Here is a 24,468-nt window from a genome sequence, read left to right on the forward strand (position 1 = left end):
CACCTGTGAGCGTTTATGATTCTAAAACGCTCACAGGTGTTTTATGTATCCTGAGGCCCGCTGAAGGGCAGCAGTGCACAGATCCGCGTCGTGCGATCGCACAGCGCCGGGTGAGCACAGGGCGGTGACATCAGCCGTAACAAGAGTCTGTTGGATGAGTTAACAGAGGCGAATATGAACGAACATACTGAACGAACGAAAATATCTGAGAGAGCAGGTCTGACGGGAATCGTATGCAACCTGCTCCTTTTTGTATTTAAAATTTCCATCGGCATCATCATCAACTCCGTGTCGATCATGGCCGATGGCTTTAACAACCTGTCCGACGCCGGCAGCTCCGTGATCTCCGTGGTCGGCTCGAAGATGGCCGGAAAGAAAGCCGACGAGGATCACCCCTTCGGGCACGGGCGCATCGAGTACATCGCGGCCTTCATCGTCTCGATCCTGGTACTGAACGTCGGCCTCAGCTCCCTGCAGGATTCCTTTCAGAAGATCCTCCATCCGGAGATAATGCACTACAGCATCTATGCCGCCGTGATCCTGCTCGTTTCCATGCTGGCGAAGCTCGGCCTCGCGCTGTTCTACCGTCGCGTCGCAGAGAAAATCGACTCGAACATCTACCGTGCGTCGAGCCAGGATGCCTTCATGGATATCCTCACGACCGCGACGACCTTCGCGTCCCTCCTGATTTTCCATTTCTTCGACCGGAACATCGATGCCTATGTCGGCCTCCTCGTCTCCCTGATCGTCCTCTGGAACGGTGTCGGCATCGCACGGGAGACCCTGGCACCGCTGATCGGCGACTCCATCGATCCGGAGCTCTTTTATACCATCATCGATTTCGTCGAGCGCTATCCGGGCATCCTCGGAAGTCATGACCTGATCGTCCATAACTACGGTCCGAACCAGTACATGGCCACCATCCATGCCGAGGTGGACGGCCGCAGCGACATCGAAAGCGCCCATGACCTCATCGACCGGATCGAGCATGACTGCGAAACACGGCTCGGCGTCCACCTGGTGATTCACATGGACCCGATTCATAACGACGATGAGACCCGCTTTTACAGGGCAATGCTGGCGAACATCCTCGCCGAGCTCTCCCCGGAGAGCAGCTTCCACGATTTCCGTATCCGGCACAGCTCCGACGTCGCGCAGCTCGTAAAAGAGAAGCATACGAAGCACAGCTTCGTCGCGGGCAGCAACGGTGCGCAGACGCAGAAGCTCATCTACCTGGTGTTCGATCTCATCACACCATGGAACCTGACGAAGGAAGAAGAAAACCAGCTCCTGCACGGCATCCAGAACCGGATGCAGATCGAGAATCCGGATGTGCGCTGCATCATCCAGCTCGATAAGCCGTACATGCACACGCACTCCGCCGAGGAGGACGCCGAAGCACGGGCACGTGCTACGGAGGATCTCGAACACACAGAGCAGCCAGAGGGCACAGAACATAAGCAGTAAGGTGCCGTCGGCACTGGCGGCACAGACGCAGTCCAGCCACATGATGGCTGCACTGCAGGCACAGACGAAGCGAAGACAGTTCCATACAACAGCACAGAAGGAGAGTAACGCATGTACGAATTTAACGAGCGGGTCCGCTATTCCGAGACAGACGAGCATGAGCAGGCGACGATACTTTCGGTCGTGAATTACCTGCAGGACTGCAGTACCTTCCACTCGACGGAGGTCGGCCTCACGGTCGATTATCTGCGGGAGATGAAGCGCGCCTGGCTGCTTAGCTACTGGGACATCTATATCGAGCGCATGCCGAAGCTCTGTGAGCGCCTCACGATCGGCACCTGCCCGCATGCCTTCCGCGGCGTGCTGGCACACCGTAACTTCTGGATCAAGGACGAAGCCGGTGCCTACATCCTGCGCGCCGACAGCCTCTGGTTCTGCTATGACACCGAGCGTATGCGTCCTGCGAAAATCACCGAGGATATGCTGACGCCGTTCGGCGAGATGCGGGATGTGCTGGCGCTCCCGGCCAGCGAGCGAAAGATCACGGAACTGGAAGTGCTCACGGAAGCCGCACCGATCCTCGTGCAGCCGCATCACATCGACAGTAATCATCACGTCAACAACGCACAGTACATCGCGATCGCCGACGAGGTGCTCACCGAGGCAGCCGGTGGAAAAGAGCGTTTTCACGCTGGTCGCATCCGCGCAGAGTATCGTAAGGCGGCCGTGCTCGGGGATACAATGCTTCCGAAATATGGATCGTCACCAGACGGCGGGCTGATCGTCAGCCTCCAGAGCCCTGCCGGCGAGGTCTACTGTAATGTAGAGTTTATCCGCAGCTGAACGGGCGGCATGCCGATGGAGACATTGGCCTGAAATACAGTATAAAAAAAGGGCGTACCGCGGCATGCGGACAGCCTGTACGTAATAGAAAGAAGAGGAAAAACATGATTGAATTAGGAAAGATCCAGACACTGAAGATCGCGCGAGAGAAGGACTTCGGTGTGTACCTCGCAGACAGTGAGGGTGCTTCGGTGCTGCTTCCGAAGAAGCAGGTGCCGGCAGGGAAGACGATCGGAGATGAGCTCTCCGTGTTTGTGTACAAGGATTCGAGTGACCGTCTGATTGCGACGACCCGAAAGCCGCTCATGCAGGTCGGCGATATCGCGAAGGTGCTCGTAAAGGATGTGACGAAGATCGGTGCGTTCGTGGACATCGGACTCGAGCGTGATGTGCTTCTGCCATACCACGAGATGCGCCACGAGATTAAGGCCGGCGACCAGGTCGAGGTCTATCTGTACGTCGATCACAGCCAGCGTCTCGCCGCCACGATGTATACAAAGAAGCACGAAGAGGCGACGGTTATACAGAATGATCAAATTAAGACCTATCATTATGAGCGAAATGCCGATGAGGTTCTCGCGATCCTGACGGAAAAGTTCGAAGGACATGTACCTTACACCGATAAAACTGTTCAACCTGACGAAATTATGCGGGATTTCGGCATGTCAAAGGCCGCTTTCAAGCGTGCTGTGGGCAAATTGCTGAAAGAAGGAAGAATTAAAATCACGAAGACCTCGATCTTTTGTGTATATTGACCGTTTTAAAAAATCGCTCGACAGTTTGTATAAATTCAACCGGTCTTTTCTAGGAACAAATGCCGTTGAGAAAATGTTTCCACAAGTGTACGATGAGTACAGTTGAAAAAGGCTTGGGGAACCTGATCACTAAACGTTTGTGCCCTATAGGAGAAGAAAAAATTATGGCAAGTGTTGAGCTTAAGAATGTAACCAAGAAGTATCCGAACGGCTTCGTCGCTGTTAAGGATTTCAACCTCGATATCAAGGATAAGGAATTCATCATTTTCGTCGGACCATCTGGCTGTGGTAAGTCAACCACCCTTCGAATGATTGCAGGTCTCGAGGATATCTCGAGCGGTGACCTGATCATCGACGGCAAGAGAGTAAATGACGTCGAGCCGAAGGACAGAGATATCGCGATGGTATTCCAGAACTACGCTCTGTATCCTCATATGACCGTATATGACAACATGGCATTCGGTCTGAAGCTTCGTAAGGTTCCGAAGGCAGAGATCGATCAGAAGGTGCATGAGGCTGCGAGAATCCTCGATCTCGAGCATCTCCTCGACAGAAAGCCGAAGGCTCTTTCCGGTGGACAGAGACAGCGTGTAGCGATGGGACGTGCGATCGTTCGTAGACCGAAGGTATTCCTCATGGATGAGCCGCTCAGTAACCTCGATGCGAAGCTGAGAGCACAGATGCGTGTAGAGATCGCAAAGCTCCACAAGTCCCTCGAGACCACCATCATCTACGTAACACATGACCAGACCGAGGCGATGACACTGGGTACCAGAATCGTCGTTATGAAGGATGGTATCATCCAGCAGGTAGATACACCGGAGAACCTCTACGATACACCGTGCAACAAGTTCGTTGCAGGTTTCATCGGATCTCCGCAGATGAACATGATCGACGCAGAGTGCAAGGCCGAGGGTAATGATGTAACCCTTACCTTCGCAGGCCACACCATCACCCTCGACGCTGCCAAGGCTGCCAAGCTGAAGGACGGCGGATACATCGGTAAGACCGTCATCCTCGGCATCCGTCCGGAGCATCTGCACGATGAGGCAGATTTCGTAGCTGCTCACCCGAAGCAGACCGTACAGGCTGAGATCAAGGTATACGAGATGCTCGGTGCAGAGACCCTTCTCTACTTCGACCTCGCCGATGCAGGCTGGGTTGCAAGAGTAAACCCGAAGACCGCTGCTCGTACCGGTTCTACCGTTACGTTCGCACTCGATGAGGCGAAGATCCACGTTTTCGATAAGGAAACAGAGCAGACCATCACAAACTAAAAGAATCACAGCGCACCCGGTGGGAGATCCACCGGGTGTTTTTTCGTTCATCGTATCATTTTATACAGCCATGCATGGAAAAGAGGCCGAAAGAGGCTGAAAAATGACGGAAACGCTCAGGGAGGGCGGGGCGGCACTGCCTGAACGCTTACAAAACGACGGAAAATGACAGTCATCAGGTCGATACAATGATTGATTTTAGAAATCGAATCTAGTAAAATATCAATAATTATGGAGTACTAGTCGTATCTAGTCGTTAAGTGCAGAAGGAGTAGAGAATGATTTCAAATCAGGTTTTACAGAGCACGATTGATTCTCTCAAGAGTATTACAAGAGTTGATATCGCCATTGCGGACATTGATGGAAAGGTGCTTGCATCGACCTTTACCGATAACCAGTATACAGAATCTATGGTTTCGTCCTTTGCGGAATCACAGGCAGACAGCCAGGCCGTGGGCGGATATCAGTTTTTTAAGATCTTCGACGAGCACCAGCTCGAGTATGTGCTGATCGCGATGGGCGACAGCGACGACGTGTACATGGTCGGCAAGCTCGCCGCCTTCCAGATCCAGACCCTGCTGGTTGCATATAAGGAGAAGTTCGATAAGGACAACTTCATCAAGAACCTCCTGCTCGACAACCTGCTTCTGGTCGACATCTATAACCGTGCGAAGAAGCTGCATATCGATGTCAGCGTGAAGCGCGTGGTCTACATCATCGAAACCAAGAAGAGCACCAGCGATTCCGGCGCCCTCGAAGCACTGAAGACACTGTTCGCTGCAAAGACTCACGATTTCGTCACTGCGGTCGATGAGAAAAATGTCATCGTCGTAAAGGAAGTGAAGCCGACCGAGACCTCGGATGAGCTCCACCATGTAGCCGAGACGATCCTCGATATGCTCGAGACCGAGGCGATGATCGATGCCCGTGTCAGCTACGGTACCGTCGTGAACGAGATCAAGGATGTTTCGAAGTCCTACAAGGAAGCGAAGATGGCCCTCGAGGTCGGTAAGATCTTCTATGCAGAGCGGAACATCATCGCCTACAACCGTCTCGGTATCGGCCGTCTGATCTATCAGCTGCCACTGCCACTGTGCAAGATGTTTATCCGCGAGATCTTCACGACCGTCTCTCCGGACGAGTTCGACGAGGAGACCCTGACCACGATCAACAAGTTCTTCGAGAACAACCTGAACGTTTCCGAGACCTCCCGTCAGCTGTATATCCACAGAAACACCCTGGTATACCGTCTCGATAAGCTGCAGCGCTCCACCGGTCTGGACCTTCGTGTATTTGATGACGCGATTACCTTCAAGATCGCACTCATGGTTGTAAAGTACATGAAGTATATGGAGACCATCGACTATTAATTCTTCGAGTCTTCGATCCATCGACGCTTCACTCAGCGTCCGGAGACAGCCCTGTCTCTGAAAAAATCTTAAGATTATTGACATGAATTAGCCGGTCCATGGTGTATACACCACGGACCGGTTTTTGCTATTATTTTATATAGTGCGGCATCGTCTTCCGGAAGCCCCCTTGCGTTGTTTCTGAAGGCAACCCGGACGCAAGGTGCATCGAGCCCTTGCGCGATATACGATGTGCAACACCCCACCAAAGGACCTTCTATAAGAATGATTGAAATCAAAAACGTTTCCAAAAGCTATAAAAACGGCGTTGAGGCCCTCCGAAATGTCAGTCTCACCATCGCGGATGGCGAGTTCTGCTTCATCGTCGGGCGCAGCGGCTCTGGTAAATCCACGCTCGTCCGCCTCCTCACGAAGGAGCTCGAGCCGACGGAGGGCGAGATCACCGTCAACGGGCTCGCCCTGCAGCACATGAAGCGACGTCTCGTCCCGAAGTACCGTCGCCGTCTCGGTGTCGTCTTCCAGGACTTCCGGCTCCTCGAGGACCGTTCCGTCTATGAGAACGTCGGCTTCGCCGAGCTGATCGCCGGTAAATCCACCCCGGAAATCCGCGCAGATGTCGCGGAGATGCTCGAACGCGTCGGTCTCAGCGAGAAGCACGATGCCTATCCGCGCGAGCTCAGCGGTGGCGAGCAGCAGCGTACCGCCATCGCCCGCGCACTGATCAACCGTCCGGAGATCCTGATCGCAGATGAGCTGACCGGCAACCTCGACCACGAGAACGCCGTCAGCATCATGAAGCTGCTCGAGCGCATCCACGCGCAGGGCACCACAGTCATCGTCATCACGCACGACCTCGAGCTCGTCCGTATGATGAACAAGCGCACCGTTCACATGGCCGACGGCGAGATCATCTCGGATTCCGCTGCAGAAGAGGCGAGCGAGTCTGTCGCTTCTGCAGAAGCAGAGAAGGCTGTCCCGGAGATGCAACGTCGTCGATCACGCAAACGATCGACAGCGGAGGAAAGTATGTCGGAAGAGACCGCGTCCATCCGTGAAAACGTGTCGGAGCTCAGTTCTGAAACAGTTTCCACGGAACGCCCGCGCGGTCTCGGTGGCAGCCACCGCCCGCGTCATGTCAGCCGGAGAAAGGGAGGTGACGTCAGATGAAAGCGAACGCCATCGGTTACTGTATCCATTCCGGATTCAAAAACATACTGCATAACAAGCTGTTTTCCGCCGCCTCTACAGCGACGATCGCGGCCTGCATCTTCCTGTTCTGTCTGTTCTTCGCGATCGTGACGAACGTACAGCACATCGCGAAAACCGCAGAAACCACCGTCGGCATCACCGTCTTCTTTACCGATGACGCAAGTTCTGAGGAGGTCAATGCTGTCGGCGAGGCCATCGCGGCGCGTCCGGAGGTGAAGAGCTCCCACTATACCTCTGCCGAGGAGGCCTGGGAAACGTTTAAGAGCGATTACTTCGATAACAACGAGCTGCTCGCAGAGGCATTCGCCGAGGACAACCCGCTCGCGAACTCCCAAAGCTACGAGATCTTCCTCAACAACATCCAGGATCAGCAGAGCATCGTGGACTGGCTTCACAGCTTCCCGGTCGTCCGTCAGGTGAATTACTCGAACGCAGCCGTCACGGGACTGAGCTCGCTGAACCGCATCATCTCGCTGCTCAGCGCCGTGATCATCGCGGTACTGCTGGCGGTGTCGGTCTTCCTGATCAGCAACACGATCTCCGTCGCGGCACAGTTCCGTCGACGCGAGAACATGATCATGAAGATGATCGGCGCGACGAACCTCATGATCCGCCTGCCGTTCCTCGTCGAGGGTGTGATGCTCGGCCTCGTCGGTGCACTGATCCCGCTGGCCGGCATCTACTTCATCTATGAAAAGGCTGTCCACTATGTCACAAGCCACTTTGTCTCGATCTCGACGCTGTTCCAGCCTATTCCGATCAGCACCATCTATCCGCAGATGGTCGCAGTCGCGCTGGGCCTCGGTGTCGGTGTCGGCTTCGTCGTCTCCTTCGTGACGATCCGAAAGTCGCTCCGGGTATAATACAAGGTGGCGCGAAGCCTCGTCGATGCATCGAGGTCTGGAAGACGATCCGCGACATGCGGATGCGAAGGACGAAGGCATCAGCCGAAAGAAAGAAGACATGAGAAAAAAGAAATCAGCGAAACTGAATATGCTTGCGGCGGCGCTCGTGCTGTCCCTCTGCTGCACGGCGAAGCCGAACCTCGCGGCGGAGACGGAGAAGAAGCAGATCGCGTCGGCGCAGAAAACGATCGACGCGAATCAGGCGGCCATCGATGCACTGAAGGAAGAGCAGGCGAAGGTGAACGATACCATCAGCGGGCTCAAGGACCAGAAGGCAGATACCGCGAGCTACATCAAAGCACTCGACCAGAGCATGACGGAGCTCACGAACGAGGTGAACGAGCTCAATGCTTCCATCGCGCAGAAGCAGCTGGACATCCAGTTCACGCAGGGGCAGCTCGCCGAGGCGGCGCAGACCGAGTCGGACCAGTATGCCAGCATGAAGCTGCGCATCCGCTTCATGTACGAGAAGGGTGATACGAGCTTCATCGACATGATCCTGAATGCCGAAAGCTGGGCAGATCTCCTCAACAAGGCGGAGTACATCGCGAAGATCACGGAGTATGACCGGCAGAAGCTGGACGAGTTTGCGGCGACGAAGCAGTTTATCACGAACACGAATCTGCAGCTCGAGGCGGAGCAGGCGCAGCTGGTGACGATGCAGGCATCCGCGAGCGCGAAGCAGCAGAGCGTGGCGACCCTGCTCGCACAGAAGAACCAGGAGCTCGCCGCCTATAATCAGAAGATCCGCTCGGCGCAGTCGACGGCGAACCAGCAGCAGGGTGAGATCAATGCACTCTACGCGGACATCGAGGAGCAGGAGAGCACGATCGCCGCGATGGAGAAGGAAATCAAACGGCAGGAAGAGGAGGCACGGAAGAAGGCCGAAGCCGAGGCGAAGGCGAAGGAAGAGGCGGCCCGGAAGGCGGCCGTCGCTGCCGGTAAGGATCCGGATTCGGTCGAGAAGGTGAAGCCGGACTACACGTCGCGGACGATGAGTGGCGGATTCACCTGGCCGGTTCCGTCGGGGGGACGCATCAGCAGTAGCTTCGGCTCCCGTGAAGCGCCGACCGAGGGTGCCAGCACCTATCATAAGGGCATCGACATCGCGGCATCCAGTGGCTCGAAGGTCGTGGCGGCCGCCGGCGGTGAGGTCGTGATCGCGACCTACTCTGCCTCGGCCGGAAACTACGTGATGATCAACCATGGCAGCGGTGTGTATACCGTCTACATGCACATGGCAAGCCTCGGTGTCTCCGAGGGGCAGGAAGTCAAGCAGGGCGAGAGCATCGGCTCCGTCGGCTCCACCGGCTACTCTACCGGACCACATCTCCACTTCGGCATCCGTGAAAACGGAAGCTATGTGGATCCACAGTCCTATATGTAATGAATGGAGGTATTTATGAGAATCGGAACAGGATATGATGTACATAAACTGGTCGAGGGACGTGCACTGATCCTCGGCGGCGTGACCATCCCGTATGAGCGTGGTCTCGACGGTCACAGCGATGCGGATGTTATCGTGCATGCTATCATGGATGCACTGCTCGGTGCAGCCGCCCTCGGTGATATCGGGCAGCACTTCCCGGATACGGATCCGCGCTATAAGGGCGCTGATTCCGTACAGCTGCTTCATGAGGTCGGCCTCATCCTCGCCGCTCATGGCTACAGCATCGAGAACATCGACTCTACTATCATCGCGCAGCGTCCGAAGCTGATGAGCTATCTCCCGGAGATGCGTATGAATGTCGCGAAGGCCCTGAACCTTTCCGTCGACCAGGTGTCCATCAAGGCCACCACGGAGGAGCATCTCGGCTTCACCGGTCGTGGCGAAGGCATCAGCGCACAGGCCGTCGCACTGCTGATTTAAGTTTCCGTCAAAAGACCCGGAGGGCTGGCCCTCCGGGTCTTTTGACGAAAGTGTATATCCGCTCAGAGCCGCAGCCGCAGCTTCTTCGGAATGCAGGTCAGCGTATAGTCCGTCTGCTCACCGATCGACTCGCCATCCACATGCACCGGAAGTGCCCGATCCGTATGGATCACGGCCTCACGGCAGCGGTAGAGATGCACACCGGTATGGGTGACATGCTTTCCGAAGATGCTCGCCAGCATGATCAGGAGGAGCCGCCACTTATACTTCGTGCTCACGATACAGATATCGAGGTAACCATCCGCTCCGTCGGCCTTCGGGCAGACCATATAGCCACCATCGAAGGGATGTACATGCGCCGAGATGAACAGGATGTTGTTGAACTCGTGGCGCTTATCGCCATCGAGGATCACATAGCCATGACTCGGACGCGCATGGATCAGCTCCCGCACGAAGATATGGAAATAGCTCGCCCGCCGTCGCTGGAAGAACGGCTTTTTTGTGTCGCCCGCACCGTCATACCCCTCGGCATACAGCGCTGGAAAGAGCGCCGCATCGAAGCCGATCCCGGAGCTCACCGCGAAGCGGCGATTCATGGTCGCACAGTTCAGCACACCATAATCGAGCAGCAGCTCATCCGACGGATTCCGGAGACGCTTCAGCTGCGCGCGCAGTGTATAGCGCTTCCGATAGCAGCGCGCGATGTCGTTATCCGTTTTCGTCGGAATATAGGCGACGGACACACGGTCACCGTCCATGTGCAGTCCGTCCACGACCTCGTTCAGCGTACCCTCGCCACCGATGACGGTGATCGTCCGCTTCTCCGGACAGCGCTCGGACAGCTGCTGTGCGTAGCGGCGCGCATCGCCGGCCTTCTCCGTAAGATATACCTCGTAGTTCTCCGTATTATGTGTCCGTTTTAAATATTTGAGTACCTTATCCCAGATTTTTCGTCCGCGGCCACCTGAGGCCTCCGGATTGATGATGAAATAATACATACTTCCTCCGAAGCTTTATATGAAAAAATTATAGCATTTTTCAGTCGCTTCATCTCTAAAAAGACTATAAACTGCCCCTTCGAATCCCTTCGAAATTCTATGCTTCACCTGTGAAAATCTTCGCTTCAGAATACCTTCTATATCGACTGTACACGAGCGCGTTTTTCACAAATTCTCCAAATCTAAGACACAAATTCAACACAGAAATCACGTATCATACTCGATGTAAACAGAAAGATAGCTGATGTGCATGAGCATCATCCGTGATCGTCGAAGCGGCGGTCGGCAGCAGAACGCAGAAGGTCTGTTGCGATCGCAGTCCGGCTTTACCAGATCACGATGAATGAACATATACGATCGATCAGGAACTACACTTTCTCAGGAGGTTCATGATGAAAAAAGTAGCAGGAATCGTTTTAGGTGCTGTATTGTTCGGTGCCGTCGCCGGTGCATCCATGGTCGGGGTCAATGTCGCCGCCCAGAAGGCCGGCATCGCTTACCAGAGTGACAGTGGCGCCCAGGCCGTCACACCGGAGACCACCGCCGCCGCGACCCAGGCTGCCGCGGAAACACAGGCGGCAGGCACAGCGGGCAGTGGTACCGCTCCGGCATCCACGCTTGGCTATGGCTCCGTCAGTGAGGTCGCGAAGAACGCGATGCCGTCGGTTGTCGCCATCACCAATATGATGAAGTATCAGGCGAACGGCTTCTCCCTGTTCGGGAACTACCAGAATTATGAGACCGAGGTACCGGCGAGTGGTTCCGGCGTCATCGTCGGAAAGAATGATACCGAGCTTCTGATCGTCACCAACAACCATGTGGTCGCCGATTCGAGCTCCCTCTCCGTCACCTTCTGTGATAACGAGAGTGTCGATGCTGAAATCAAGGGTACCGATGCCTCCGCGGATCTCGCCGTGGTCGCTGTAAAGCTTTCCGATATTCCTCAGGCGACGATGGATGCGCTGAAGGTCATCAGCATTGGCAACAGCGATGACATACAGGTCGGCGATCAGGTCGTGGCGATCGGTAACGCACTGGGCTACGGTCAGTCCGTCACCACCGGTATCATCTCCGCGAAGGACAGAGATGTACAGACCAGTGAGAGCAGCGAGTCCGGACTTCTCCAGACGGATGCCGCCATCAACCCGGGCAACTCCGGCGGCGCACTCCTCAACATGCAGGGCGAGCTGATCGGCATCAACGTCGCGAAGTACAGTGATACCGATGTCGAGGGTATGGGCTACTCCATCCCATCCGCGAAGGCGAAGAAGGTCATCGATTCACTGTCCACACTGACTACACGTCAGGCCGTTCCGGAGAATGAGCGTGGTTACCTCGGCATCCAGGTCAAGAACATCGATGCGCAGACCGCACAGACCTTCGACATGCCGCAGGGCGTCTTCATCTATAAGTTCACTGAGGGCTCCAATGCTGAGAACAGCGGCCTCCAGGAGAAGGATATCATCACCGCACTGGATGGTCAGGGCGTCAACACCTTCGACGATCTCTCGAACCTTCTTTCGAAGTATAAGGCCGGCGAGACTGTCAAGGTCACCGTCAAGCGTCCGAACGGCAGCCAGTATGACGAGGTAACCGTCGACGTCACCCTGGGCTCCTCCGAGACCTCGAACACCAACAAGAAGTCCGGCACACAGAGTCAGCAGAACCAGGGCTCCGCAAACGACCCGTTCTCTCAGAACGGCGGCAGCAGTTCGAACGGTAATGGCTCAAACGGCAACGGCTCGGACGGCAGCCAGGGTTCGAACGGCTCCGGTAGCAGCGACCAGGAGCAGCTGTGGCAGCAGTTCCAGCAGTTCTTCAACCAGTATCAGCGCTAATCCATGAGAGGGCCGTCCAAAGGACGGAGCGGCGCATGGATGCCCTAGTGGCGAACGTATTCAGAGCCTTGCCTATGGCAAGGCTTCTTTGCTAATCCATGAGAGGGCCGTCCGAAGGACGGAGCGGCGCATGGATGCCTTAGTGGCGAACGTATTCAGAGCCTTGCCTATGGCAAGGCTTCTTTGTTACTCCATGAGAGGGCCGTCCGGCAGGGCCTCATTGTCATTGACGCGCGCGCCTTTAAGCCTTAAAATAGTTTTATATGACCCTATGAGAAGCGATGATGTAGCGCCAGAAGCATTGGCGAACGCAGGATGTGCCGTCATAGAAATTTTACCGGGCGGGCAGAAATCATGGGCAGAGGAGATACTATGAAGATTTTTAATACGATGTCCCGCATGAAGGAAGAGTTTAAGCCGATCGAGGAGGGCAAGATCCGTATGTATGTCTGTGGACCGACGGTCTACAACTTCATCCATATCGGTAACGCGCGTCCGATGATCGTGTTTGATACCTTCCGTCGCTATATGGAGTATCAGGGCTATAAGGTGACCTATGTGTCGAACTATACCGATGTCGACGACAAGATCATCAAGGAGTCCATCGAAGAGGGCGTGAGCTGCGGCGAGATCACGAAGAAGTACATCGCCGAGGTCGAGAAGGACATGGATGCGATGAACATCGAGCCGGCGAGCGCACACCCGAAGGCGACCGAGGAGATCCAGGGCATGATCGATCTGATCAAGACCCTGATCGAGGGCGGTAATGCTTATGTCGCTGCCGATGGTACCGTTTATTTCGATACGACCTCCTTCCGCGGCTACGGAAAGCTGAGTCACAAGAACATCGATGAGCTGCAGTCCGGTTTCCGTGATCTGAAGGTGTCCGGTGAGGAGGGCAAGCGTACCTCGACCGATTTCGTACTCTGGAAGCCGAAGAAGGACGGCGAGCCGTACTGGGAGTCTCCATGGTGCGAGGGTCGTCCGGGCTGGCACACCGAGTGCTGCGTCATGGCTCCGAAGTACTGCGGCGGACGTCTCGACATCCATGCCGGCGGCGAGGACCTCATCTTCCCGCACCACGAGAACGAGATCGCACAGTATGAGAGTGCACACCACGAGACCTTCTCGAACTACTGGATGCACAACGGATTCATCAATATCAACAACCAGAAGATGAGTAAGTCCCTCGGTAACTTCTTTACCGTCCGTGACATCACCGCGCAGTATGATCCGATGGTGCTCCGCTTCTACATGCTGAGCGCCCACTACCGTAATCCGCTGAACTTCAGTAAGGAGCTCATGGATGCTGCGAAGACCTCCCTCGACCGTATCTACACGGCGCTGGATCGTCTGCGTGAGCTGAGTGCGAAGGCACAGGGCGATGCGATGACGGAGAAGGAGCTGGAGGATCAGAAGGCGGTCGATCAGCTGCAGGAAACCTTCAACAGCAAGATGGACGACGATCTGAACACCGCAGATGCGATCACGGCGATCTTCGAGCTCGTTCGTGTGGCGAACATCACGGCGACCGAGGAGAGCACGAAGGCATACGTGGACTATGTGCTTGCGAAACTCGAGCTTCTCATGGGTGTCCTGGGCATTCGTACGGAGCTCAAGAAGGATGATCTCGACAGTGAGGTCGAGAAGCTGATCGAGGAGCGTCAGGCAGCACGTAAGGCGAAGGACTTCGCCCGGGCGGATGAAATCCGTGACCAGCTGCTCGCCATGGGTATCGTTCTCAAGGATACCAGAGAAGGCGTGAAGTGGAGTCGTGCCTGATGGATTACGAGATTTTCAAGCTCTATAAGGAAAAGCTGAATCTGAAAGCGGTGGATGTCCAGACGACTTCACCGCTTATTCTCGCGTACATCGGCGACTGTCTCTATGACCTCGCCGTGCGGGAGTATGTGGTGTCGAACTTCCCGGGTGTGGTCAATGCTGTCAACCAGAAAAAGACGACCTTCGTCTGTGCACATGCGCAGTCGGAGATCATGGGCTTTCTCATCGGACAGGGCGTGCTGACGGACGAGGAGATGTCCGTCTACCGTCGTGGCCGCAATCAGAAGTCTGCAACGCACAGCAAGAACAGCTCCATCCAGGAGTACCGCCGCGCGACAGGCTTCGAGGCGCTGATCGGATACCTGTATCTGACGGAGCAGTACGAGCGCATGATCGATCTGGAGGCGAGAGGCATCACCCACCTGCAGGCGCTGGAGGACCGCTACGGCGAGATCCGGCACGAGCAGGCGGCAGAAGCAGAAAAAGAATAAGCCAGTTGAAAAACTGCGTTTTTTCGGTTCAAACATCACATCCTGTATCGGAGACCGTCTCCGATGTGTACCGGCTCTCGGAGTCGGCCATGGATGTGAGCATAGGAGAAGGATCTAAGCATGAGAGACGAAGAATTTACACTGATCGGACGAAATCCGGTCATCGAAGCATTTCGTGCGGGCAAGGCGATCGATCGTCTGTTCGTACAGGACGGGCTCCACGACGGCCCGATTTCCACGATTTTACGTGAGGCGAAGAAGGCCGGTGTGAAGCCGGAATTCGTGAAGAAGGAGCGCCTCGATGAGATCGCCGGACAGGGGGCGAGCCACCAGGGTGTAGCGGCCTACCTTGCGGCATTCCACTACAGCAGCGTGCAGGAGTTGCTCGACGCTGCCCGTGAGAAGAACGAGGATCCGTTCCTCTTCATCCTCGACGGCATCGAGGATCCGCATAACCTCGGCGCGATGATCCGTACGGCGAATCTCGCCGGCGCCCATGGTGTCATCATCCGCGAGCGGCGTGCCGTTGGGCTGACCTCGACCGTGGCGAAGAGCTCGGCCGGCGCGCTGGAGCATACCCGTGTGGCGAAGGTCACCAACATCGGCCAGACCATCGAGGAGCTGAAGAAGGAGGGCATATGGTTCGTCTGTGCGGATATGGACGGCGAGCTCATGTATAAGCTGAATCTGAAGGGTGCGATCGGACTCGTCATCGGGAACGAGGGCGAGGGCGTTTCCCGCCTCGTGAAGGAGAAGTGCGATATGGTCGCCTCCATCCCGATGAAGGGCGACATCGACTCTCTGAACGCATCCGTCGCGTGCGGCGTGCTCGCGTACGAAATCGTACGGCAGCGGCTGAACTGACGACATGTGGGCTGATGTAAACATTGGCCACATATAATCGTATAGGAAGAAAATGGCAGGGAATCGCAGGCGGGACGCCGGGTTCCCTGTTCTGGATGATGGAGGAAATATGGAAATTTCAGGACGCACGAAAATGATCTGTCTGCTCGGCAGCCCGGTGGCGCACAGCATGTCCCCGGCGATGCACAACGAGGCCTTCGCGGAGCTCGGGCTCGACTACCGTTACCTCGCCTTCGATGTGAAAGAGGGGGAGCTCGCCGGCGTGATGGACAGCTTCCGGAGTATGGGCGTGCGCGGCTTCAACCTCACGATGCCGCTGAAGACGGAGGCCGTCGCGCTCTGTGACCGGCTGAGTCCGGCAGCAGAGATCGCCGGTTCAGTCAATACCGTTGTCCTCGAGGACGATGGCACGGCGACGGGACATACCACGGACGGTATCGGCTTCACGGAGTCGGCACGTCAGGAAGGCGTCGATTTCCGCGGACAGAAGGTGACGCTGCTCGGTACCGGTGGGGCCGGGATCGCCATCCTCGTGCAGCTCGCGCTCGATGGTGCCCGCGAGGTAGCGGTCTTCGAGCGCGCCACCAGCCGCTTCCACGATCGGACCGCCCGTGTCGTCGCCGAGCTGAACGAACGTACCCACTGCCATGTCACGGTCTATGACTATGAGGATGCTGTGATGCAGCAGCAGATCGCGGAGTCCTGTCTCCTCATCAACGCGACGAATGTCGGCATGGCACCGCATACCGATGCCTGCATCATCCAGGATCCGTCCTGGCTTACGCAGCGGGCAGCGGCTCCGCTGGTCGTCGCCGACGTCATCTATAATCCGCGGAAGACGAAGCTCCTCGAGATGGCTGAGGCCTGCGGCCTCAAGTCCTTCAACGGCATCAACATGCTGCTGTACCAGGGCGCAGCCGCCTTCGAGCTCTGGACCGGCGAGAGGATGCCGACGGAGAAGATCAAGGCGAAGTTTTTCTCGGAATAATTCACAGTTTAACTGGCCCTCATATCGGCTTCGGCTCAGAGCACGCAGGAAACGCCCTGCACAACGCAGATAAGCACCGTATCCGTATATCTGCGCCGTGCCGTTATGTGCAAAATAATGTCCACATAAACTTTTTACAAAAAAAGTAAATTCGTGGTTGACAGAGTAGGGTCTCCATGATAAAGTATAGAAGTTCTCGAGAGGGAACGGAATGCTGGCATAGCACAGTCGGTAGTGCGTCGCATTGGTAGTGCGGAGGTCACCGGTCCGATTCCGGTTGCCAGCTTTCTTTATAGGGTGAGATAAGGACCTGTAGGGAAGCCCGGAAATGGCGTAAAGTCGTCATTTTCGGGCTTTTTCTGTATCTTCATCCATCGATGTTACATAACCGTGTATGCACAGTGAATGAACGTTTACAGCATGAAAAATTGGGGCGAAAAAGGGATTTTTGTGGGGCGGAAATTTTTAACAATCTCAGCAGAGCACATTTTTTGCCGCGATCTAGATAACTACATGAGGTGGCTCGAAACCGCCCAGTACGACCGGGGTCGAGGGAAGACGCATTGTTATCTGTACTACAGTGCTTCTTCCTTAAATCGAGCCCTCCGTCTTGTAAAGAGCGTTGTTGATGACTTTTACAAATATCGTCCAGAGAAATCACCAACCGATGTACTTCACGTCTTCAAGCAGCACGTGCGCCAAAAAACCTCCGAGGATTTTCTCACCGGTGAGGAATTCGAACAGGCCATCCGCTACTTCGAGTACTGTCGGACAGAACGCCGCTACTATATGGATCCGCTCTATGCGAATGTCGCCATCCTTATGATGTACACCGGGCATCGGGCAGGCGAAGCCATCGGCCTTCGGGTTGAAAACTGGGACCAGAACACCGGCATCCTGCATATCACCCATACAGGTCGCTATATAGATCGTACGAAGACAGAGGAATCGAAGGGAAGCCTCAAGGTACCAGCTAAAGTTGCCGACATCCTGAACCGACGTGTGCAGTACAAGAAACGAACGGCGCTTATCTTTCAAAACACACGTGGCAACCTCATTTCCGATCCTGCCTCAATAAAAAAGTGAAGAGCTGGCTGCAACAGTCCGGCATCAAAAAAGATTTACATCTTCATTCGCTTCGTGGCTCCTGTGGAACCTATCTGCTGGATCATGGTGTCAGCCCCGAAGCCGTACAGCATCAACTTCGGCATGCGACTCTTACTACAACGATGAAATACTATCTAGCCTATACCGAAACGCAGAAGAATCGGGATCAGGAAATAATTAACGATGTCATGAATTCTATTTAAAAAAACATCATTGCTTTTAAATGAAACTGTCATATTTGAGTTGGAACAATTACATCCCATCTTATGAGGTAAACAAATGAAATATGACACTATACCCGACAGTAGAAATCATCTTGCTGCCGATAAAATCCGCACACAGGTCATCATGACGAAGGAAAAGTATGAGCGGCTAAAAGCGCAAGCGAATCGCCTCGGGATTTCCTACTCTTCCTACATCAATGTTCTAATTTCCTCCTCCGAGCAAGAACATACACTGATTACTTAACCAACTAGGTAAACACAAAATCGCGCTGACTTTATGTACTTATAGAGCCAAACGCAATTTTTTTATACCTTCGTATCCATAATGTGATTTCGGATGGCGTAAAAAAGACTTTTATTGCAGTCCAGATCGCCAGTATCGACTTAAAAAAAGGTAGGGCGCAGACAGTAGTTGCAACATCAGCAGCGGCGGCTGCAGCAACAGGAGCAGTTTCAATTCCATTTTCAGATGCTATTTTACTTGTTCCAGAACAGGTTGCAATGCTAGCAGGAATTACTGCAGTGTTTGGTATTTCTGTTGAAAAAGCTACACTTACAGCGATAATAACAGGAACCATTGGTACAGCTAGTACAACCGTTCTCGGCAAAACCTTTGTTTCAAATGTACTGAAGCTCATACCTGGAGTCGGTACCGCTGTAGGTGGTGCAATTTCTGGTGCAACTGCAGCTGCGCTAACGGCGGCTCTTGGTGAAACTTATATTATCCTACTTATTAAAGTTATTAAAGGTGAGATGAAGATGGTGGACCTTGAAACAGAGGCTGGTTTGAAATTAATCTCCGGTATTTATAAAGATCAGCTAAAGGTGAAGCGTGATACTTCAGGAAAAGCACAATAGATATAACTATCAGAAAGCTCATCAGGAAAGCGTATAGCCAGATTAATTTGACACCATAGGCAATTTACTAAACATAGTTGAATGTGTGAATATGTCGTCGCAAGTTGTCAAAAAACAAGAGGAGACCAGCTAATATGCTATTCGATAAAATAATAAAAGGTAAAAGAGCATTTAAACTGAAGGTGAAGCCTAAAGGCTATGGTAATTTAAATAAACCAGTGCCCGATGAAATCCCTAAGCCAAATGTGGGATGCGGCATTCATACAGATAAGTGTCAAGGCCTGCTTTTTTCGTGGATTGTCAGCCAGGAAGAAGCCATGGATTATGACGATGTTGAAGGCACAATTACTTCAACACGTGAGCTTTTAACATAGGATACCGGTCTTGTCGAGTGCAGGAATGGCGTGACAAGGAAAGGACATAAATACATTTATAATATTCAAAAGATGAGATATTCTGGAGAAGGTATGCCCGTACTAGAGGTGTCTTAGAATTTGAATTTCAATGTAAATATTGATGGCGTCAACTATTTTATCAACGGTAATTATGTTGAAGTTGGAATAACAGGTCTACGAGATAGTCTAGGTTTTTCGTTGTTTCAGAAATCCGTGGAAGAAAAGCATCCAGGTGAGAACTATAGCGTAAAAGATATTATGAAAATGTTCTTTCGTGATCCAGATGAATGTTTCTGAAGACGAGTCTATGGATGAACAATTTCCAGATCATCCATTGAGTATGCTTAGAAAGTACGTGAAATGGGTAATTGAGAACAATTAAAGAAATAACACAAGAGGAAAGCGGGAGATAAAAATCCAGCTTTCCTCTTGTGCATGTTAGGAGCGGTTCATCTGGGCCAGACGGATAAACTCTTCCATTTCTTTGGTTTTCCATTTGCTTTTGTGGTAAAAAATCTGCTGGTACATGCTTAACTGAAAGTCTTTCACTTTCAGAACAGCTAATTCTCCGGATTTTATGCTTTTTTCTACCGCAAAATACGGCAGGTAGGAAATACCGCCATTTTCAATGATCATACGGATAATAAATTCGGTATTGCTGCTTTCTAATGATGGGGTCAGAATAATATCTTTACTTTCTAAAAATTGATCCAGTTCTTTTCGATAATTCTCATTTTTTTCAGTTAAAAAGAAGGGGTTGTACAGAAGATCTTCGACCATCAGATCCTGTTTTTGGGTAATCGCCAGCTTAGGATTTGTGACAAACACGATATCTTCTTTCTTTTCCATTTCTTTTGACCAACGGTTATTATATCTTGGGCGGTCCAGAATGTAAATCAGGTCAAGCTGGTTGTATTCCATGTGTTCGATCAGTTCCTTCGGTGTACCGGTCGTCAGCTTTAAGGAAACTTTCGGATAATGCTGACGGAAGTAGCCAAGAATTGGCGGCAGTTTGGTAAAAAATAAAGATTCGATAACGCCTACGTGAAGAGGAGAGCACAGTTCTTGTTCCAGACGGATTTCCGCTTCTGCCTGGCTCATTTCCTCTAAGATTCGTCCGGCATGAATCTGGAGATTCTGTCCCTGGGCAGTCAGGGCAATCTTGCGGCCCATCCGTTCAAAAAGGCGTGTATCCAGTTCCTTTTCCAATAGACGGATCTGTACGGTCACCGCGGACTGGGAATAGCCTAAAAGTTCCGCTGCTTTTGAGAAACTTTCCGTCTGTGCGATGATCATAAATGTCTGTAACTGACGAAATTCCATGCGTGTTATCCCTCGCTTTTATTATGAAAATTTTTCAACGACCCCATATATTTATTGAATTAGAAGTTCCGCTGCTTTTGAGAAGCTTTCCGTCTGTGCGATGATCATAAATGATCATAAATGTCTGTAACTGACGAAATTCCATGCGAGTTATCCCTCACTTTTATTATGAAAATTTTTCAACGAATCAATATATTTATTGAATTAGATTTCAGTATATCTGCATGATATAATACGCCATATCATAAATCAATAGATATAGATAAAAAGTTTTGAGGGGGCATTATGGCACTGATTAGCGTATTTGACGTACTGGGTCCCAATATGATTGGACCATCCAGTTCACACACCGCCGGAGCCTGTTCTATCGCGCTTCTGGCACAAAAACTGTTACCGGGGACCTTAAAGGAGGTTACATTTACGCTTTATGGCTCCTTTGCCCGTACATACCGGGGCCACGGCACAGACCGGGCACTGCTTGGCGGTATCATGGGGTTTAGCACCGATGACCAGAGAATTCCCAATTCCTTTGCGATTGCGAAAAAACGGGGATTAAAATATCTGTTCCTGGTAAATGAAAAAGAGACAGATATTTATCCGAATACCGTGGATATTGATATGAAAAATACCGAAGGACAGACCATGTCTGTTCGTGGAGAATCCATTGGCGGAGGTAAGATCCGTATCAGCCGGATCAATCATGTGGAGGTGAATTTTTCAGGAGAGTATAGCACTCTGATCACCATTCACTATGATAAACCGGGTGTGATCGCCCATATCACGAAATGTCTCAGTGATACGAATGTAAACATTGCTTTTATGAAACTGTTCCGTACGAATAAGGGACAGATCGCTTACAGTATCGTAGAATCTGATGAAGATCTGCCGGAAGATGTAACTGGCGCAATCCGGAAAAATCCATCTGTTCAGGAAGTTATGCTGATTCCAAAACAGCAGCTTTCTTAAAATTATATTTTATATTGGAGGGTTGTAAATTATGAGCGAGACACAAAAGATTCATGACATTGCGCAGAAAAAATCGAATGTGATCACAGACATCCAGCATTCGATCTTTGATCTGGCAGAGTATGGTTATGAGGTTCAGAAGAGCGCTTCCTATCTGGAAGAACTTCTGGAGAAAGAAGGGTTTCAGGTAGAACGGGGTATTGGAGACATCGAAACTGCATTTGTAGGTACATATGGAAGTGGAAAACCGGTGATCGGTATTCTGGCCGAATATGACGCACTGCCGAATTTAAGCCAGAAGGCAGGAGAAGCAAAGCGGTGTCCGATTGAAGGGAAAAAATATGGCCATGCCTGTGGTCACAGCGCATTGGCAGCAGGAACGGTCGGAGCTGCAATCGTAGCAAAAGAGTATTTAAAAGAGACCGGAAAGACCGGTACTGTAAAGGTATTTGGCTGCCCGGCAGAGGAAACCGGATTTGGCAAGAGTTTTATGGTAAAGAGAGGCTGCTTTGAGGGCCTTGACATGTGCTTTACCTGGCATCCAATGGATCACACCAGTCTCTGGGGCCGCACTCTTGGTTATTATAAAGTACGTTTTGATTTTAAGGGAACTGCTTCCCATGCAGGTGGAGCGCCGGAATTAGGCCGCAGCGCCTTGGATGCCTGTGAACTGATGAACGTAGGTGTGAACTACCTGCGTGAGCACATCATTTCCAGTGCAAGAGTTCATTACGCATACCTGGATGCAGGCGGAGATGCGCCAAATATTGTACAAGATCATGCATCCTTACTGTATTTCGTGAGAGCACCAAAGCTATCAGATAGTGCCGCAATTTTGGAGCGTGTGAAAAAAATTGCAAAAGGTGCAGCAATGATGACAGAAACCGAAGTAAACATCAAGGTTCTGGGCGGTATGTGCGATAACATTCCGAATCCGACTGCTTCCAAGATCCTTTCTGACGCATTTGTTGCAGAAGGTGGTCCAGACTTTACAGAAGAAGAATTTGCCATTGCCCGCCGTTTCCTGGATATCTTAAGTCCAGAGGAAAGAGAAAAATCCATTCGTATGGGTGCAAAGATGCAGGGAATCAGCGAAGAGGAGTTTGCAAAGAGACCGCTAGTGACTCGTGTTGAGCCTGTGGATGAGCGTGCCATGGAAAAACAGTACACCGCTTCTACAGATGTTGGAGATGTAAGCTATAACATACCGACAACGCAGTATACTGGAACCACCAGTATTCCTGGAACTGGTCTTCACACCTGGCAGTTCGCAGCTCAGGTGGGTACTTCCATCGGTGATAAGGGAAGTATTGCAGTAGCCCGTGCCATTGCAAGAGCATGTGCAGAAGTATGGGAGAAACCAGAAGTGGTTGAGACAGCAAAGGAAGAATTGCTGGCTACTACCGGTGGCGTGTATATTTCCCCACTTCCAGATGATGCAAAACCTGGCGAAGGAATGTAAAGTAAATTAGAAAGGACAAAGGATTATGAGCTTTATTGAGATTATGAACAGCCCGCTTCTGTATACACTGGTAGGCGCGGCGATCCTTTATATTTTAGTATTTTGTGTGATTACCCTGCGTAAATCCTATCGTCACGCCCTGGAGATCGGTATTACGAAAGAAAAGATCCGTGCGGCAATTGTTTCTTCTGCGATTTATACGATTGTGCCATCCATTTCCGTAGTCATCGGTTTATTCAGCCTTGCAACGGTTATCGGTGTTCCGTGGTCCTGGTTCCGTCTGTCAGTCGTTGGTTCTGTTACCTATGAGTTAGTAGCAGCAGATATGGCTGCAACTGGTGCTGGATATGAGTCCATCGCTGCATTAAACGCAGCAGGCGATCCTTCTGTTGTTGGTACTCTGATGTTCGTTATGAGTATCTGTATCCTGGGTGGAATCACAGGCGTTCTGTTATTCGGCAAGAAGATCCAGGAAAATATGGTAAAGGCAAGAAGCAAAAATGGTATGGTTGGTGCGCTGCTGACCAGTGTAATGTCCATGGCGATCATCGAGGCATTTCTGCCAATTCAGATCATCAAAGGACCGGTCTTTGCTGCTGTTGCGATTACTGCATGTGCTCTGACCTTTATTCAGACCTGGATTGCAAATAAATTCAAGATCGACTGGTACAAGAACTTTATTATGGCTGTCACCCTGGTTCTGGGCATGGCTTCTTCCCTGCTCTGGATACAGATTCTCGGTTAATTAGGAGGGTGTAAGAGATGAATAAGAAATATGAAAATAGTATTCACCGTCTTGGACGTGTAGGTGTTATTATTGGTATCTGTTTCATGTTGGGTATTCCAGCGATTGTCAGTGCAGTATATAAGGTATGGCCGGAGAATATCGGTAAGTTATTGACTGCCTGTGTAGGTCTTCTGGCAATTTATATTCCTACCAACGTAGCAGAGGTGCTTGGATATACACCCGTGCTTGGTTCCTCTGCTTACATTACATTCTTAACTGGTAATGTTACCAACTTAAAGATTCCGGTTGTTTTAAATGCCCAGGCACTGACCGATTGTGCCCAGGGTACGGATGAGGGAGATACCATCGCCAGCATTGCCGTAGCAGTTTCTTCTATTATTACAACCGTGATCATAGCTTTTGGCGTTCTGTTAATGGTGCCGTTAAAACCGATCTTAATGAGCAGTGCCGTACAGACTGCCAGCTTATACCTGCTTCCAGCACTGTTTGGGGGGCTGTTATTAAGCAATATCAATCAGGACTGTGGTGAGTACACTGCTAAGAATAAATCCTGGATTCTGGTTCCAACGATGCTGCTGGTAATCATTATCAATCATTTTTATCCACTGCTTGGCAAAGAAGGATTTATCGTAATTGGATGTATGGTTGTCAGTGTTGTGCTTGCTTATGCAATGTATAAAGCCGGATTCATCAAAATGTCAGAGAAAAACGCGAAATAAAGAACAAGG

The 24,468-nt window shown here is 52.0% G+C and carries 23 protein-coding genes, 1 tRNA gene and 1 pseudogene; 23 read left to right on the forward strand and 2 right to left on the reverse strand.

The features are described 5' to 3' along the window. Positions 1 to 174 precede the first annotated feature (174 nt). From ACTNC3_RS06655 to ispF, 9 genes and pseudogenes are all read left to right on the forward strand, one after another. Entirely contained in the window at positions 175 to 1,467 is a 1,293-nt protein-coding gene (locus ACTNC3_RS06655) for a cation diffusion facilitator family transporter (protein WP_441226878.1), read from the forward strand. A gap of 111 nt (positions 1,468 to 1,578) precedes the next feature. Then, positions 1,579 to 2,310 (forward strand): acyl-[acyl-carrier-protein] thioesterase, encoded by a 732-nt coding sequence (locus ACTNC3_RS06660; protein ID WP_441226879.1) that lies wholly within the window; start codon positions 1,579 to 1,581, stop codon positions 2,308 to 2,310. Between the two features lie 104 nt (positions 2,311 to 2,414). After that, a complete protein-coding gene (locus ACTNC3_RS06665) occupies positions 2,415 to 3,065 on the forward strand; it encodes a S1-like domain-containing RNA-binding protein (protein ID WP_441226880.1) in 651 nt (216 codons plus the stop codon). Positions 3,066 to 3,229: 164 nt separating this feature from the next. Further along, positions 3,230 to 4,342, forward strand: coding sequence for an ABC transporter ATP-binding protein (locus ACTNC3_RS06670; protein WP_410043730.1), 1,113 nt, complete (start codon positions 3,230 to 3,232; stop codon positions 4,340 to 4,342). A 278-nt stretch (positions 4,343 to 4,620) separates the two neighbouring features. Then, positions 4,621 to 5,712: a PucR family transcriptional regulator gene (locus tag ACTNC3_RS06675; RefSeq protein WP_410043729.1), complete on the forward strand. Its 1,092-nt coding sequence runs from the start codon at positions 4,621 to 4,623 to the stop codon at positions 5,710 to 5,712. A gap of 264 nt (positions 5,713 to 5,976) precedes the next feature. Next, a pseudogene (gene ftsE, locus ACTNC3_RS06680) lies at positions 5,977 to 6,630 on the forward strand (cell division ATP-binding protein FtsE); the annotation flags it as partial. Between the two features lie 245 nt (positions 6,631 to 6,875). Further along, the gene (locus ACTNC3_RS06685; protein ID WP_410043728.1) at positions 6,876 to 7,784 is read left to right on the forward strand and encodes a cell division protein FtsX; all 909 of its coding nucleotides are present in this window, start codon (positions 6,876 to 6,878) and stop codon (positions 7,782 to 7,784) included. A gap of 100 nt (positions 7,785 to 7,884) precedes the next feature. Next, positions 7,885 to 9,213, forward strand: a complete 1,329-nt coding sequence (locus tag ACTNC3_RS06690) for a murein hydrolase activator EnvC family protein (RefSeq protein ID WP_441226881.1) — start codon at positions 7,885 to 7,887, stop codon at positions 9,211 to 9,213. 15 nt (positions 9,214 to 9,228) lie between these two features. Continuing rightward, positions 9,229 to 9,696: a 2-C-methyl-D-erythritol 2,4-cyclodiphosphate synthase gene (ispF, locus tag ACTNC3_RS06695; RefSeq protein ID WP_410043726.1), complete on the forward strand. Its 468-nt coding sequence runs from the start codon at positions 9,229 to 9,231 to the stop codon at positions 9,694 to 9,696. A 62-nt stretch (positions 9,697 to 9,758) separates the two neighbouring features. Here the strand turns inward: ispF and ACTNC3_RS06700 are convergent, their stop codons facing one another. Then, the gene (locus tag ACTNC3_RS06700) at positions 9,759 to 10,694 is read right to left on the reverse strand and encodes a diacylglycerol/lipid kinase family protein (protein WP_441226882.1); all 936 of its coding nucleotides are present in this window, start codon (positions 10,692 to 10,694) and stop codon (positions 9,759 to 9,761) included. A gap of 392 nt (positions 10,695 to 11,086) precedes the next feature. On the opposite strand from ACTNC3_RS06700, the gene ACTNC3_RS06705 reads away from it, so the two are divergent. The 10 genes from ACTNC3_RS06705 (at position 11,087) to ACTNC3_RS06750 (ending at position 19,220) form a co-directional block, all read left to right on the forward strand. After that, positions 11,087 to 12,532, forward strand: coding sequence for a S1C family serine protease (locus ACTNC3_RS06705; protein WP_441226883.1), 1,446 nt, complete (start codon positions 11,087 to 11,089; stop codon positions 12,530 to 12,532). Positions 12,533 to 12,904: 372 nt separating this feature from the next. Beyond that, positions 12,905 to 14,314, forward strand: a complete 1,410-nt coding sequence (cysS, locus tag ACTNC3_RS06710) for a cysteine--tRNA ligase (RefSeq protein WP_410043723.1) — start codon at positions 12,905 to 12,907, stop codon at positions 14,312 to 14,314. After that, positions 14,314 to 14,805 (forward strand): Mini-ribonuclease 3, encoded by a 492-nt coding sequence (locus ACTNC3_RS06715; protein WP_441226884.1) that lies wholly within the window; start codon positions 14,314 to 14,316, stop codon positions 14,803 to 14,805. The genes cysS and ACTNC3_RS06715 overlap by 1 nt, the downstream gene beginning before the upstream one ends. 120 nt (positions 14,806 to 14,925) lie before the next feature. Continuing rightward, a complete protein-coding gene (rlmB, locus tag ACTNC3_RS06720; protein ID WP_441226885.1) occupies positions 14,926 to 15,669 on the forward strand; it encodes a 23S rRNA (guanosine(2251)-2'-O)-methyltransferase RlmB in 744 nt (247 codons plus the stop codon). A gap of 109 nt (positions 15,670 to 15,778) precedes the next feature. Next, positions 15,779 to 16,657, forward strand: a complete 879-nt coding sequence (aroE, locus tag ACTNC3_RS06725) for a shikimate dehydrogenase (protein ID WP_441226886.1) — start codon at positions 15,779 to 15,781, stop codon at positions 16,655 to 16,657. A gap of 213 nt (positions 16,658 to 16,870) precedes the next feature. After that, positions 16,871 to 16,943: transfer RNA gene (locus ACTNC3_RS06730), tRNA-Thr, on the forward strand. A 134-nt stretch (positions 16,944 to 17,077) separates the two neighbouring features. Beyond that, entirely contained in the window at positions 17,078 to 17,743 is a 666-nt protein-coding gene (locus tag ACTNC3_RS06735; RefSeq protein WP_441226887.1) for a hypothetical protein, read from the forward strand. Beyond that, a complete protein-coding gene (locus ACTNC3_RS06740; protein ID WP_441226888.1) occupies positions 17,740 to 17,967 on the forward strand; it encodes a tyrosine-type recombinase/integrase in 228 nt (75 codons plus the stop codon). Before ACTNC3_RS06735 ends, ACTNC3_RS06740 begins: the two co-directional genes overlap by 4 nt. 348 nt (positions 17,968 to 18,315) lie before the next feature. Continuing rightward, positions 18,316 to 18,846, forward strand: coding sequence for a hypothetical protein (locus tag ACTNC3_RS06745; protein WP_441226889.1), 531 nt, complete (start codon positions 18,316 to 18,318; stop codon positions 18,844 to 18,846). A 134-nt stretch (positions 18,847 to 18,980) separates the two neighbouring features. Further along, positions 18,981 to 19,220 (forward strand): hypothetical protein, encoded by a 240-nt coding sequence (locus tag ACTNC3_RS06750; RefSeq protein ID WP_441226890.1) that lies wholly within the window; start codon positions 18,981 to 18,983, stop codon positions 19,218 to 19,220. Positions 19,221 to 19,679: 459 nt separating this feature from the next. Here the strand turns inward: ACTNC3_RS06750 and ACTNC3_RS06755 are convergent, their stop codons facing one another. Then, the gene (locus tag ACTNC3_RS06755) at positions 19,680 to 20,564 is read right to left on the reverse strand and encodes a LysR family transcriptional regulator (protein ID WP_441226891.1); all 885 of its coding nucleotides are present in this window, start codon (positions 20,562 to 20,564) and stop codon (positions 19,680 to 19,682) included. Positions 20,565 to 20,849: 285 nt separating this feature from the next. Between ACTNC3_RS06755 and sdaAB the strand changes: the two genes are divergently transcribed. Genes sdaAB through ACTNC3_RS06775 form a run of 4 tightly spaced genes read left to right on the forward strand, consistent with a single transcriptional unit; the run spans position 20,850 to position 24,459 of the window. Then, positions 20,850 to 21,530, forward strand: a complete 681-nt coding sequence (sdaAB, locus tag ACTNC3_RS06760) for an L-serine ammonia-lyase, iron-sulfur-dependent subunit beta (RefSeq protein ID WP_441226892.1) — start codon at positions 20,850 to 20,852, stop codon at positions 21,528 to 21,530. Positions 21,531 to 21,561: 31 nt separating this feature from the next. Beyond that, on the forward strand, positions 21,562 to 22,992 hold the full coding sequence (locus ACTNC3_RS06765; protein WP_441226893.1) for an amidohydrolase: 1,431 nt from the start codon (positions 21,562 to 21,564) through the stop codon (positions 22,990 to 22,992). 25 nt (positions 22,993 to 23,017) lie between these two features. Then, on the forward strand, positions 23,018 to 23,737 hold the full coding sequence (locus ACTNC3_RS06770; protein ID WP_441226894.1) for a DUF5058 family protein: 720 nt from the start codon (positions 23,018 to 23,020) through the stop codon (positions 23,735 to 23,737). A 17-nt stretch (positions 23,738 to 23,754) separates the two neighbouring features. Continuing rightward, a complete protein-coding gene (locus tag ACTNC3_RS06775) occupies positions 23,755 to 24,459 on the forward strand; it encodes a hypothetical protein (protein ID WP_441226895.1) in 705 nt (234 codons plus the stop codon). Positions 24,460 to 24,468: the final 9 nt, after the last annotated feature.

It is taken from the genome of Oribacterium sp. HCP3S3_B9 (assembly GCF_052064255.1).
GTDB lineage: Bacteria > Bacillota > Clostridia > Lachnospirales > Lachnospiraceae > Oribacterium.